Origin of the sequence: Chroogloeocystis siderophila 5.2 s.c.1 (assembly GCF_001904655.1) — a bacterium.
Lineage (GTDB): Bacteria > Cyanobacteriota > Cyanobacteriia > Cyanobacteriales > Chroococcidiopsidaceae > Chroogloeocystis > Chroogloeocystis siderophila.
Genome location: NZ_MRCC01000010.1, coordinates 183395 through 198199, shown reverse-complemented (window position 1 = coordinate 198199; position 14805 = coordinate 183395). Strand labels below are relative to the sequence as shown.

General features: G+C 42.8%; 7 protein-coding genes. 3 read left to right on the top strand and 4 right to left on the bottom strand.

The features are described 5' to 3' along the window. The first annotated feature begins 8 nt into the window (after window positions 1-8). The 3 genes from NIES1031_RS13885 to NIES1031_RS13875 all read left to right on the top strand — a co-directional run bounded on the left by NIES1031_RS13885 (window position 9) and on the right by NIES1031_RS13875 (window position 7620). Window positions 9-2816 (top strand): Ig-like domain-containing protein, encoded by a 2808-nt coding sequence (locus NIES1031_RS13885; protein ID WP_073550043.1) that lies wholly within the window; start codon window positions 9-11, stop codon window positions 2814-2816. 35 nt (window positions 2817-2851) lie between these two features. Then, window positions 2852-5011 carry a Kelch repeat-containing protein gene (locus tag NIES1031_RS13880; RefSeq protein ID WP_073550041.1) on the top strand — a complete coding sequence of 720 codons (2160 nt, stop codon included), beginning with the start codon at window positions 2852-2854 and terminating at the stop codon, window positions 5009-5011. A 95-nt stretch (window positions 5012-5106) separates the two neighbouring features. Then, on the top strand, window positions 5107-7620 hold the full coding sequence (locus NIES1031_RS13875) for a malectin domain-containing carbohydrate-binding protein (protein WP_073550039.1): 2514 nt from the start codon (window positions 5107-5109) through the stop codon (window positions 7618-7620). 188 nt (window positions 7621-7808) lie between these two features. On the opposite strand, the gene NIES1031_RS13870 is transcribed toward NIES1031_RS13875, so the two are convergent. The 4 genes from NIES1031_RS13870 to NIES1031_RS13855 all read right to left on the bottom strand — a co-directional run bounded on the left by NIES1031_RS13870 (window position 7809) and on the right by NIES1031_RS13855 (window position 14744). Next, window positions 7809-10346 carry a peptidase domain-containing ABC transporter gene (locus NIES1031_RS13870; protein WP_073550038.1) on the bottom strand — a complete coding sequence of 846 codons (2538 nt, stop codon included), beginning with the start codon at window positions 10344-10346 and terminating at the stop codon, window positions 7809-7811. 276 nt (window positions 10347-10622) lie between these two features. Beyond that, complete coding sequence (locus NIES1031_RS13865) at window positions 10623-11381, bottom strand: foldase protein PrsA (RefSeq protein ID WP_073550036.1); 759 nt, start codon at window positions 11379-11381, stop codon at window positions 10623-10625. A gap of 872 nt (window positions 11382-12253) precedes the next feature. After that, complete coding sequence (locus NIES1031_RS13860; RefSeq protein WP_073550034.1) at window positions 12254-14086, bottom strand: glycosyltransferase family 39 protein; 1833 nt, start codon at window positions 14084-14086, stop codon at window positions 12254-12256. 349 nt (window positions 14087-14435) lie between these two features. Beyond that, on the bottom strand, window positions 14436-14744 hold the full coding sequence (locus NIES1031_RS13855) for a DUF6464 family protein (protein WP_015189958.1): 309 nt from the start codon (window positions 14742-14744) through the stop codon (window positions 14436-14438). Window positions 14745-14805 lie beyond the last annotated feature (61 nt).

Sequence of the window (14805 nt, the reverse complement as noted above, 5' to 3'; positions counted from 1 at the left end):
GATTTGTGATGCTAAACCTTGATTTTTCTTTTACGCTTCCTGACACAGTTCTAGATAAAGATGGTCAAGGCACCGGATTTACTTCAGTAGAGCCTAATAGCAGTGGCGACCACTACCAACCTAGTAACATTGATATTGACACTGCTGCGAAAACGCTAACTCTTACTGCGACCAAAGGTAGCAGCGCCTGGGCAAATAATTCACTCAAAAACGCCCTACAGCGGGGAATTGATGATACTAAACCGTTTACAATCAGTACACGGTTAAAAGGCTCACCAAACAAGTTTACGAGTGCCTTTCAACAAGGTGGGATTTTCTTTGGCTCGGATCAAGATAACTATGTCAAGCTTGTCTTAATTAATAGTGGTGGTCCTAATGGCTTGCGGCTTCAGTTTTTCAAAGAAGAAAACGGAGTCGGGTCAAGCATCGCCGAAATTACTAACCTCAATTGGAGCAATATTAATACACTGGATCTTTATTTAACCGGAGATCCTGACACAAAAACCTTTAAAGCTGCTTACCGCGTCAACTCAAACACTGCACCTGCAAAAGTCGTCAATCAATCTGCCCAAATCAAAACAAGTACGCCGTTTTTCCTTGCTAATGCAAGTAACACAAGTGCGGGAATTCTAGCTTCGACAACCAATGCACCAAATGTTGTGGTTGCATTTGACCAGTTTGGGATTGCGCAAGAAATTAAAGTCAACTTCCAGCCGAATGCAGCTAACTTACCGTCAGGCTATGTCAAAGATACGGGTGCAGCGTTCAATAATACGCGTGGTTACGGTTGGGTAAGAAGTGGCACAAATACACCGTTAAATATTGCCCAATTCGCCCGCGATCGCGATCGCGCTGGAGTTGATCAACGCATTGATACTTTACTGCATATGCAGTATTTCAATAGTCCAGCAGCGGCGTGGGAAATGGCGGTTCCGAATGGAATGTACAGTGTAACTGTCAGTGTTGGTGACGGACCAAACCCCAACGGCGTTTATGACAGCAAACACACGATTCGCGTTGAAGGCGTTACCGCAATTGATAAATTTCAAAGCACTCCGCAGCAAGAATACAAACTCGAAACCGTCAAAGTAAATGTCAATGATGGTCGGCTAACAATTGATGCGATCGGCGGTACTAACACCAAAATTAACTTTATTGAAATATTCAATATTACGCCAGGAAAACATCCAAACGTCACAGGATTTGCAGTTGATCGCGATGCTCAAGGGAAAGCTTATCTTAATACATCGATTAATGTTGATGTGGCGCTGGCGCGCTCAGGTATCGGGGTTGCGCCTAGTAGCTTAAACTCATCTACGGTGAAGTTGTATCGCACCAAAGACGGTAAACAAGTACCTGGGCTTGTGGGTACAAGTGGCGGTAATGATGTCATAGTCTATCAACCAAGTCAAAACTTAGACCCAAACACCAACTACACCTTTATTGTCACCAACAAAGTCAAAGACGAGTCAGGGACAAGCTTCAATACAGAAAGCTTTACATTTAATACCGGCAATGCTTCCACAGTACCTGGTGACAATCAAGTTAACTTCACAAAGGAATTGGTCTATCAAGGTGCTCCACTAGCAAGCTTAACAGTAGGTCCAGACAGTAAATTATACGCTGCGGGGCTTGACGGTAAAATTCGCCGTTGGAATATTGATGCAGGTTCAGGTAGGTTATCTAATTTACAGACATTCGCGCCAGCGAAGCTCAATGGTAGAGCCATTATTGGTCTAACCTTTGACCCAAAAAATCCCAACAACTTGTGGATTTCTCATAACGATCCACTCTTCCCACAGCCCGCAAAAGACTTTACCGGCGCCATCTCCAAGCTGGTTCTCAACTCAAATACTAATTCTTTTAGTGCGAGTATCCAAGACTACGTTACTGGGTTACCTCGATCGGCAAAAGACCACCTTAGCAACAGTTTAGCGTTTGGACCAGACGGCAAGCTTTACTTGTCGCAAGGTAGTAATAGTGCGTTGGGTGCGCCAGATACCGCCTGGGCAAATCGACCTGAACGACTTTTAACGGCGGCAATTTTACAAATTGACCCCAACAGAAACGCCCCTAGTGGTGGCTTTAACGTCCAAACTGAAAATTACGGCGGAAAGCAAGGCAACTATAATCCTTTTGCAGTTAATGCACCCGTCAAATTATATGCAACTGGTATCCGCAATGCTTATGACTTAGTTTGGCATAGTAACGGTTTCTTGTACGTTCCGACGAATGGTAGTGGCGCTAACGGCAATACGCCAGATAATCCCAAAACGTCGGTGAATGAAGCTTTGCAAAGGGTCGGTACCCAAAACGACTATCTGTTTAAAGTCGTCCAAGGTGGTTACTACGGTCATCCAAACCCCAAACGCGGGGAATACATTCTCAATGGTGGTAATCCAACAAGTGGAATTGACCCAGCTGAGGTCGTTAGAGTCGTAGACCCTGTGACTAAAGTGGCATACGCTGGATATCCTGTAGGTATCAAGCCAGATTCCAACTATCGAGGCTTTGCTTATGACTTTGGACGCAACAAATCACCTAACGGTATCATCGAATACCAAAGCAATACTTTCGGTGGTGCATTGAAAAATAAGCTGCTCGTGGCGCAGTACAGTGGCGGTAATGATATCTTGGCACTGGAACCAGATAACAATGGAAACATACCTAGAGGCAATGTTACGCAAGTGATATCAGGATTGAACGATCCACTCGATCTTGTCGAAGACACGAAGAAGAACGCGGGTAACTTATACGTTGCGGAACTTATTAAAGATGGTGTTGCAGGGCAGATTTCGTTACTCAAAGTGAGTTGACCATACAAGCGAGTGAGTATTAAAGGAGTATCTACATGGCTGCGGATTTAAGCTTAGATTTTGCGACAGCAGTACCAGGAAGCGTAGCAGACAAAAATGGATTGGGAACAGGATTCACATCGGTGCAAGCAAACAGCAGCGGCGATGCGTACGACCTGAGTTTGATCAATCTCGATACCGCCAGTAGCAGCTTAGTATTAACTGCAACGCAAGGCAGCAATGCGGCAGCAAATAACCTGAAAAATGCACTGCAAGTAGCGGTAGATACAATCACGCAGCCGTTTAGAATCAGTACGCGCATCAAAGGACCTGTGACCAACCTCAACGCGGCGTACAAGCAAGGCGGCATCTTCGTGGGTGCGAACCAAGACAACTACGCCAAACTTGTTGTCGTCAACGATGGCAAAGGCTTGAAGTTGCAGTTCTACAACGAAAAAAATGGCATTGGCACGAGTATTGGTGAAATCAAAAACTTGAACTGGGCAGGCATCAACACGCTCGACTTGTACCTGACAGGCAACCCGCAAACCAAAACGCTCACCGCCGCGTACCGCGTCAACTCGAATACGGCTTTACCGACTAGTTTACAGTCGTTTCAGCTGCCGAGTAATGCAGGGCAATCGTTGTTTGCAGATGCAACAACTTCGCGGGCAGGTATTCTCGCCTTCACAGGTCAGTCCAAGAAAGTCGATGTCACATTTGACTATTTTGGCGTGAACTCGCTTGGCAGTGCTAACCCCGACTTTAACCAAATTAACTGGAGTAATGGCGCGGCGATGCCAGTAGGCAGAACCGAAGCAGGAAGTGCGATCGCCGATGGTAAGTTATTTGTATTTGGTGGCTATAGTGGCAGTTGGCGACCTAGCTCGCGGTCGGATGTCTACAACCCGCAAACAAATACATGGTCACAAATTGCAGATCTACCCAAGCCCGTTAATCATATTGGTACAGCGGTAGACGGCAAAAATATCTATATTGCTGGTGGCTACGTTGCCAAAGATCCTGTAGGGCAGATTTTTGCAACTAAAGATGTTTGGAAATACAACATCGATACAAATTCTTGGTCACCTATGCCAGCATTACCCGAAGCACGGGCATCAGGAGGCTTAGCTGTCGTTAATGGCAAGCTTCATTTCTTTGGTGGAGCCGATATCAATCGTCAAGATAAAGGCAATCATTGGACTTTAGACCTTAACGGCGGAACAAGCTGGAATGCTGCGGCTCCTTTCCCAAATCCCCGCACGCATATGGGTGATGTTGTTTTGGGAGGTAAGATTTATGCGATCGGTGGTCAGCATGACGTCGATGAAAACTTAGTCACTCAAAGTTCTGTTCATGTATGGGACCCTGCTAACCCTAGCGAATGGCGAGAAGTGGCGAGTTTACCCAAAGCGCGATCGCATATTTCGAGTTCGACATTTGTGATGGACGGCAAAATTATTGTTGCTGGTGGTGAGTTTGCCCATGAAAAATTTTCAGCAGACGTCACAGCCTACGATCCACTATCAAACACCTGGCAAGAGCTAACACCACTACCACAAGCACGACTCGCAGGCATTGCCGCAAGTTTTGGGAACAAGATTCTCTTTACAGGTGGACATCCAGCATTTAGTGCAACGTCTTTCCAAGGCTCACCCGTCATCAACAATCAGCAAAATCAAAAAGCACTATATCGAATAAATGTAGGCAGCAGCAGTGCATACACCGATAGCTTAGGTAATACCTGGTCGCCGGATACGGGACTATTCAACCCGCAATTTGCCCCCGCGCTCAACGGCGGTCCATTCAATCCCACCCCAGCGATCGCCAACACGCTCGATGACACACTTTATCAAAGCTTCCGTGGCAAAGTTGGTGACAACAATACTCCTATAGGTTCGCGAGTTCTGTCGTTGAACTTGCCGATTAACACGCCGCAAAGTGTTGATGTGCGTTTGCACTTTGCGGAATTGTACTACGGCGCGCCAGGACGTGCCGCCGGTGGCGCAGGTAAGCGCGTCTTTGATGTAATTGCGGAGGGACAAACCGTACTCCAGAATTTTGACATCTTTGCGGCGAGTGGTGGCGCGCTCAATGCCGTGGTTGTGCCGATTAATGGCATTCAAGTCAATGATGGCACGCTCAATTTGCAATTTGCGGCACAACAAGACTTTGCCTCTATTGCCGCTATTGAGGTCTTAAGTGCGTCTAGTTAGCAGCATTCCGCCCAATGGCGGCGGAATCTGCGTGTCACCGCTTTCCATAGTCAGAACTTTCTTTCTTTTTGGTACCTCTATAAGTCGAGTAGATAATGGCGACTGATCTCCTTAATCCTTCTACTAATTCAACTACTAGCCCGAATACCAGTAATCTCAACACTGGTTACACTAGCCTGCAAGCGAGTACGGCAGATCCGTACGGCTTCAGTAGCATGAACCAAAGTGCAATTGGCGGTAGTAGCCTTCAAGTTCTGACTCCAGATGCGAATATCGTCTCGAACCGGATGGTATTTGGTACTGTTGCAGGAGAAGTGCGATCGCCAAAAACACTGACGCTGAATAATACAGGAAGTACCCCGCTAACAATTGCGCTTAATCTTGGCGATTCACAAGAAAAGAGTAACGCGGTGAGACTTGCAGACCATCAAAGGGCTGCTGACTTTCAAATTCTTGATGCTCCCACAGGACAGCCGTTTACGCTTGGAGCTAATCAAAGTCGTACGATTCAAGTTCAGTTTGCTCCGCAGCGTACCGCGCAAGTAAGTACTACCCCCACTACCCATACTTTTAACGGGGAAAACTACGCATCGCTGACAATCAATGCTAACGGTCAACCAGCAAAAACAGTTAACCTTGCTGGACTGAATGCAGCTAACTACGAAGCCAATAGAGAACCTTCACTCGCAGAAATAACTCGGATTTTTGGCTGGACAACAAATATAGGTACTGAAAACTTAATCATAGGTGGTCAAAAACAACTTATTGGTGATGAAGTTTACTCTCCTTACTGGGTACGTGCGGACAATAGTAAGCCAGTTCAACTGTGGCCGCTAGCAGTTTTTAGTGGTCCTACAGATGGTCCTCACGATCCGATCAGGTTTCAGGCAAAACCTGGCAGTGGCGGTAAGAGTGGTTTTATTTACCAACACGCCGGACGGCTGCAAGCTGATAACGTACTTGGGAGCAATGACATCAGCGGCGGTGAAAACCAAAAGCTTCTCCCCAAAATTTTAGTTGGCGGAGTAAATACAACTCCAACTCTTGGTAACGTGAGCTTCACGCCAAATAGCCCATTTGCCCTCAATCGTAGCTTGTTTGCACCAACTACCGAAGGAGCTTGGACAGATTACACGCAAAACCTTCCCGATCAAACGCACAACTGGCGAATATATCCAGTCCGTGATGCTCAAGGTACGCTTATTCCGCACACTTGGATAGCTGCTGCCGACCCTGGTAACGACGATAGTGCACCACCCAAAAATTATGACTATAATGATGACGTTTACTTGTTCGTAAATGCAAAACCAGAAAATTCTGCTTTAGATCCATCAGTAGGTGGTAGATTCCCAGGTTCGCCAGACTTGAAGTTTTACTTTAGTAAAACCTACGAAAATGTCTTTCCAAATGGCTTGAAAGATAAAAATGGTAAGAATATTGGATTCACCAGCACGCAACTTAATAAGAATGATACCTTTACCTCAATAGCATCCTACAATCCAAATCTTATCAATCTTGATACTACTGGTTCAGGAACGCTAAAGATTACGACAACTGGTGGTAGCAATGGCAGTAAAGACAATACGCTCGTCAACGGATTGCAAACTATCTTCGATGGCAGAGTTAGCAAGTCGGTGATTAGTAGTAAACTGCTCGGTCCGTTCAATAACATTAAGACAGGCTTCCAGCAAGCAGGTGTGATGTTGGGACCGGATCAAGACAATTATATTAAGGTAGTTGCGATCGCGCGTAATGACGGTCAGCTTGGAATTCAGTTTTATCAAGAAAACAAGGGTGTAGGCAAAACAATTGGTACAGCAGCGATCGCCAATCCTGGAAGCTTACAGTCCTTAGAACTGAAATTATTTACCGATCCTCAAGCGGGAACAGTCCGTGCTGGTTATAGTGTCGGCAACAATAATAACATTATTCTCCTGCCTGGCGTCGTTTCGCTCAAAGGCGGTCAGATTGGTCGCTATTTCGCGGCACAAAGCAAAGCTGGGCTCATTACAAGTAATAAAGGAGGCGCACCATTTACAGCGACTTTTGATAATTTCTTAATTTCAGCGAACGAAACCACAGCCCAAAGACAAGTTCTGCATCGCATTAATGTTGGTAGTAGCTCATCCTACACTAGCCCTAGTGGTTTTGTTTGGTCGGCTGATACAGGTTTATTTAGTCCATCCAACGCAGTACCCGAAAGCACATTGGGTACACCTAACATCCAAAATACAAATATCGATCCTGTCTATCGTTCGTATCGGGCAAAAATAGGTAATGGTTCGATCCCGATGTCTTCTCGCGTACTTTCCTTTGCGCTACCCGTTCAACCAGGTAAAGTTGATCTTCGGTTACACTTCTCTGAGAACTACTGGGGTGCGCCAAATCGTGGTCCTGGTGGCATCGGTAAGCGCGTGTTCGATGTCATAGTTGAGAACAAGACTGTACTCCACAACTTCGACATCACGGCGGCAGCAGGAGGTGCTTTAAAGGCAGTTAAAGTGCCAATTGAAGGACTACAAGTTAATGATGGTCAGTTAAATATTCAACTCAAGGCAGATGCAGACTTTGGTGCGCTTTCTGCGATCGAGGTTTTTCGCTCAGCATAGTGCATTTAACATAGACGAATAGACGATTTTGGCGTTGCTGATTATTTCCTGCAGAACTTTGCGCGAACGTGTCACTCACGATGGCTTATTATACTCGATTCAGCAACGCTACCATTTTAAGTAGAATCCCCCTGTCAGAACTTGAGAGGGGGATAGTTAATGTTTGTACAAGTTTTTGTGCAGGCAGTCTAGTTATTTTGCTGTCGTTGGTATAGCGACCAGTACAATCCTTTCTTCTGCATTAACTCGGTGTGCGTTCCTTGTTCCATCAATACACCTTTTTCTAGAACCAAGATTAAATCTGCTTTTTTGAGTGGTTCAAAACGATGGGCAATCATAAAGACAGTGCGGTTTTTGGCAATACCTTGAATATTTTGTAAAACTTGTTGTTCGGTTTCGCTGTCCAAAGCAGTTGTTGCTTCATCTAAAATGAGAATCGGAGCTTGCGATAAAAACATTCGTGCTAGCGCAATCCGCTGGCGTTGACCCCCTGATAATCCGGTACCGCGTTCGCCAATCGAAGTTTCGTATCCTTGTGACAATTCACTGACGAAATCGTGGGCGGCTGCCATCCGTGCTGCTTTTACGACCTCCTCCGCAGTAATATCAGGATTACCTAAAGTAATATTCTCCAGAATCGAGCCATTAAATAAGAAGTCTTCTTGAAGAACGACACTGATTTGTTGCCGTAAGGACGCAATATCAGCACTTTTAATATCAAAGCCGTCGATTAAAATACGACCAGACTCTGGTAGATAAAGCCGCTGTAACAGTTTAGAAAGCGTACTTTTACCCGAACCGCTACGCCCGACAATACCAACAAACATTCCTGGTTGGACATTAAACGAGATCCCGCGCAAAATTGGCTCTTGGTTAGGGCGATAACGGAAAAACACTTGGTCGAAAGTTACTTGCCCTTGCAGCGCCGGTAAAATCAAACCCGAACCTGGTTCAGCTTCTGGTGCAACATTCAAAACATCTCCGAGGCGATCCACTGAAAGAAAAACTTGCTGTAAGTTTTGCCACAATTGTACCAAGCGCAATAGCGGTCCTGTGACTCTAGCAGACAGCATCTGAAATGCTACCAATTGACCGACTGTTAGCTGCTGTTCGATCGCTAATTTTGCTCCAAACCAGAGAATGAGCAGATACGATAAGCTTGTAAGAAAGGTACCGATATTACTCGTGATTTTAGATGCTGTTGAGGCTTTAAAGTTGGTGCGGATATAGCGTGCAAATAGTCCTTCCCAACGTTCGCGCGAAGTGCGTTCTGCACCGTGCGCTTTTACCGAATGAATTCCTGTAATCGTTTCGACTAAAAATGATTGGCTATCGGCACTTTGGTTAAAGGCTTCATCGAGCCAGTTACGCAGAATCGGAGTAGATACCAGAATCAACAGTGCAAATAACGGAATCACGGCAAGCGCTACCCAGGTGAGTGGGACACTGTAATAAAACATCAGTGCCAAATACATCACCACAAACAAGCTATCGAGGATCACGGTTAAAGTCGTACCCGTGAGAAACTCACGAATATTTTGTAATTCTTGAACTCGTGCGGCGGTATCGCCAACGCGTCGAGACTCAAAATAAGCTAGTGGTAAGCGCATCAAATGACGAAAGACTTGCGCTGATAAGCTTAAATCGAGTCGGCGGGCGGTGTGCGTAAAAATGAATATCCTCAAAATACCGAGAATTGCCTCAAATAGCGCGATCGCTAACAGCGCGATTGCCATCACATCCAAGGTAGACAAACTTTCTTGCACCAGAACTTTATCGATGATCACCTGCGTGATCACTGGTGTCGCTAAGCCAAATAGTTGTAACGTAAACGAAGCTAAGAGAACTTCTCCTAATAACTTGCGATAGCGCCATACCGCTGGCAAAAACCAACTAAGATTGAACTTATCGCGTTTTTGAATCAGTTCAATCTGCCAAAGTTGCCCATCCCACGCCGCTTCTACGATACTTCGCGGTATACTTTCACAGGTTTGACTCGGATTAAGCGGATTGGCAATTATCAGGCGATCGCCTTTAACACCGTACACAACAACCCACGACTCTTGTTGCCAATGCAGTAAAGCTGGAAACGATAGCTGGCGTAAATCACTCCAACTAACTTGGATTTTTTGTAATTGCAATCCAACTTTTTCTGCGGCTTCAACAATATATTTAGGGCTTTGTCCGCGTGTTTGCCGTTGTACCCACTCTAGCTGCGCTGGGTGTTGCAGGTGTTGTGTCACCATTGTTAAACACGCTGCCGCTGTATTCAAACTTGAAACAAATGGATAACCGAGTATCGGTTCTGCTTGCGGCTTTTGTTGGGGTTGATAGCGCGATCGCACTGTTGCCCAAAACTGCTGTACCTGTGAAGATGCAACAGTTGTCCAAAAATCTGCCTTCCACTGTAAAACAATAACTTCTCGACTTGATGCTCTAGCTTTCCACGCTCCTGAAAGTTCCAACAGATCGCCTAGCCAATCTCCTTGTTGCAAAATGACCGATTCTCCGTGTTCTGGAACTAGGCGCACTTTGCCAGCTAGAATCAAAATTTGACTACCAGAACCTTTAAGTTGCTCTTCGCCGTCGGTAGACCAAATAATTTCACCGAGTATATAGCTACGCGTCTCCGCTTGATGTTGGAATTGAACTTGTTCTTCAGAACTTAAACACGATAAGGGTACTTTATCCCACATCAAGTTTTTAATTTCATCTGTCGTAATCATAGAAACCTCATGAGAGCTAGAAACCCTGCGATCGCAGTCGAGGAAAGACACATTGAATACAATTGGCTGTGGTAAATTTTGAAAACTTTGTGAAACTACTAAATCACATAGTTTTGCCACTCGTTAAGTGCGTAGCAACGAGTGCTGCAAAATTATTTTTTTGAAATTCTTAAATTGAGTCTGCGCATTCTTTTTAGCTATTAGTATCCTGACAAAATTTATTTAGATTAAAGCTACTAAATCTGCTAAGATAATAATAACCTCACGCTCTACGCTTTATGAATCTACTTGCAGCTTAATATTCAGCTTCTGCATTTTTTCACCAAGCCATTGTTCAAAAAGCTGATTTTCTAATTCTTGCTTAACCGCCCCTTCCAAGGCAGCAGGAATGAATTGCTCAACTCGAAATAGACAATACCATTCATCAATTTCTATGGGACCTACAACTTCACCAGGATTGACTAACTCAATTAAAGCCCGCAGCGCGTCAGGTAATTGACCCCGACTAATTGGTCCCATCATCCCATTAACAATGCGATCGTCAGTCACCGAGTACTCTTGAGCAAGTTGCTCAAATCTAGCTCCTTCTAAAATTTGGCTTTTGAGTTCTTCAGCTAATTCTTGTTCCTTCACCACTATCCGAGACAATACCACGCGGTCTAGAAAAATCTTTTGCTCAATAAAATACTCTTGCACTCGTGGTTCAGTAATAATATTTCTCAATTTTTCTAGTTTGAAGTTGAAAACCACTTGTTGGTGAAAAGTTGGATAGTCTAAGCCATTGTTTATCAACCACTCTTGAAAGATATTTGGGTCAGTGAGTTGCTGTTGCAACCGAAAATCAATTATGGCTTGCTCAATGACTCCAGGATTAATTTCAAGATCTTTGCGTGTGTTTAGTTCTGTTTCTAGTATTCGTTGGCGGAGAATTTCTAAAATAAAAGGTTGAAGCTTGCCAGATGTTTGAAGATATTTAAGTGCTTGAGAAAGAGTGATTGGTTGATCGTCAACTATCAAAAATGATGTGGATTCCATGTTTTGCTTATAATGAACAGTATCTGGATAGGTTCTATCTAAGGCTGAAGTCTTGCCTTTGCCAAAATGTAAGAAATAGGTAAATTAATTACTATAGTTTTATTAATCTAGTTTCTCACATAACATAGCTATTTCTAATCAGAGTAAATTTATCAGTGATATCAATAGACTGGAGATATTTTCATTTTGTTGCTATTTACTTTATATTTCTATTATTTCTTGCACCTCAATATATATTATTTACAGTAGCTGTAGTCTAGCTTGACCTTGACAATTATCTAATCATCTGAGCAAGGCATACATGAGCTTCGCAAGCATCAGTGTCGAGTATTTACAATGATCGTACAGCGACAATGAATTGTCGAATGCAAGAGAAACATTCGGACATGACTGAAAGCTGACAGTCAACAAAGCACATATGCGTGTATTCAAGTATATTTTATAACTTAAATGTCACCGCAGTGAAGGCTATATAGATTTTTGACAAAGATACTGCGTTTCTGTAAAGACAGTAGCCTGCAAAAAAAAGAAGTTATATCATGTCACTTTGAATTTACTACAAATAGGCAGTAGAGGAGCAGAGAGGCAGAGGTGAAATGATTTGTAGTTTTTATTTGGTGAAATGGTATTACATATTTATCGGTTTTGGTAGAGGCTAGGAAAGAGTACGATTGCTCTTAGCTTCTCCTAAGTTCTCAATAAAAATGCTGTATTTCTGATATTGCAAGTTACTTATGAAACTAAAAATATAAAACAATCAAAGATGTTTTTTACAGATTCTCATTATATTTACTTTATATAATAAATAAGTCTTTTGATAAAAAAAAGAGCATTACTCAGCTAGGACGAGCAAAAATAATGCAATTTATAAACTACAAACAATGATACAGGCGATATTTGTAACCATTCATTTTCGGTCTAATTTCAGAGTCAATTAAGCAACCGCTTATTGTCGGTTCTATAGTAGGAAAAAAGTTAACTAACCATAAATTTAGCGGCTTTGGTAGTTGTAATATATTTTTTTCTAAAGTTTTGATAGATGAAGAATTTTGTTCTGAGTGAGCTAAAAAAAATAAAGGAAAATTAGGAGAAGAATTTTTATGGGAATAATAGTGTTTAAACTCTAATGCTAGCCCCATCATTTCACCAACTTGCTCGTGAGTAAAGTGCGTTGTTGCAATAAGAGTCGAATTCTGAGATACTCTTTCTATAATTGGAACTAATAAATCAGGGCGATCAGGTTTTTGATAGGCGAAGTTGGAGAGAACTGTGATACTTCCCAATAATCCCATAACAAACAATAAAATAACGACTTTTTTGCCTTTTGATTTTAACGAGTAAACTAACGTTTGTTGGCGAAGATTTCCTACTGATACTAAAAACTCTAAAACTTTATTAGAATCCCAACAGATAGTGACTGCTGCTGCTAATAAAACTATAACTACAGGAAAATAGAAAAAATGGTATCTTGCGGCAATAGTTAAATCAGCACCAAAGCTAAAAGAAATAGTAAACACAAGTGTGATCGCCGCTAAAAAATATCTTAGTAACGCTTGATTTTCCCATCGTGTTGGGGGATAGCTTATTTGTATTTGAATACCTTTGATAATAAGTGGTAGCAGCCAGACAACATATCCAATTAATACAGCCCCAAAGAATAGCATTACTGGTACATTGGCACCTTCAATAGGTAGCAAGGCGAACATTGTAATTATCCAGGCTAGGAATTGAGGAATACTTTCTAGTAAATTAAAGGAATTTTCATCAAAAATCCATTGTGTTACTTGGTTATCAGGTATACTTTGCCATACTGGAATCCAGACTAAACTAGAGATTACAGTACTGATGGCGACAGTATAAATACGATACCAGTGCGTAAGTATAAACGAATTACGTTGCTGCAAATAAGGGACTTTTTGAAGCTCATTTCTGTGTTTAATCCAATTGTAAAAATCTTCAATCCAAAAACTAAGAAGCACAAGTGCTGTTGCGCAGATAGACAAGAAAAAGAAGTAGTGAACAGCAATGCCCAAAGCGTTAATGAACACCCAAAGTAATACTACCCAAACTGGCAATCGTTCGCGCCGCTGAAGATTACGAATAGCTAAAACTAAGCAACACAAAGAGGCAATAACAAGTAAAATAGCTAAAGTATAATGGCGGGCTTCTTGCGCTTGATAAATCCCGTAAGGTGACACTACCATCATTGCCGCTGCAATTTGCCCGACAATTAACGAACGAAAAGCTAAATAACCCAAACCAAAAATCGCTGGAATCGTCGCAACTCCGAAAATGACACTCAGCGATCGCGCTACCCAAAAAGAAGCTAATTCATCATCGGTAGAAAATAATTTCATCCACAGATGCATGAGGACAAAGTAGATTGGTGGATGCGTACTCTCACTCATCAAATGCTGAATGACATCATTCACTCCGGCGTTGAGATTAGGCTGTAGCGGTTGTAAAAGGGTATCTAGGGCGATCGCTTGGTCGATGGGAACAGTCCGAAAACTATTCCCTAAACTAAAAACTACAGTAGCAAATTCATCGTTCCAGGGAGGTTTTGCTGTTAGGTTAACCAAGCGTAAAATACTACCAACTATTATCCATCCTAACAAAAGAAATACTTGCCAACCAACTGACGATATCCGAAAAAGCTGTTGATGTTGATTGCTATTCTTAATTTGGCGAGATTGCGGTTTCATCAAAATTCAACTATTGAGGTGACATTAAGCCGAAAAGTTTGATTTGTGGGATTTTTAACGACGTTTTCTCACTATGGCTTAGTTTCCTATCAACTTAGTGCATAATGATATAAAGTTTAGGGAAAAATGCTCAACGTCTAATATTTAAAGAGAAAAAAGTAGCTATTCTGTTGAACAGCTTACTCGTTTAACATCAAAAAAAATATTGACAAAAGAAATATTGTATGTCGGAAGCGGGAAAAGAAGTTATGTCGTTTGAGCCATAAATAGGCGATCGCAGACGATATAGCTAAGATTGTCTTCTGCATTCACTAACCAATAATAAGAAGCTTTGATTTCTATTGTTAATTCAGACTTCCTCTTTTTGCTCGTAGTGACGACATCCCTGACAAGGACCTTCAGGGTTGACAGCACAGCGAATATAACGCGATCTCGCATTAAATCTACAACTAATGTCACCAATGAGATACCCAACTCCTTCTAGGTAATAGCTATCTGGAGGTAAAGAAACCGGATAGCGCCTAGCCCTTATCCTATTTGTTGCTGTCATCGCCCGTCTCAACTCAGCTTGCATTCTTTTTTGAGTACGGCGCATAATCCATACTGAAAGTAAAGGCGGGATGAAACCTACAGCAATAATCCAGAGTAGCGCTAACACTGTGTACCTCAAAAGGCTTCTAAGATTCGTATATTCGTTTTTTTCTTGTATAGCCCTAGTC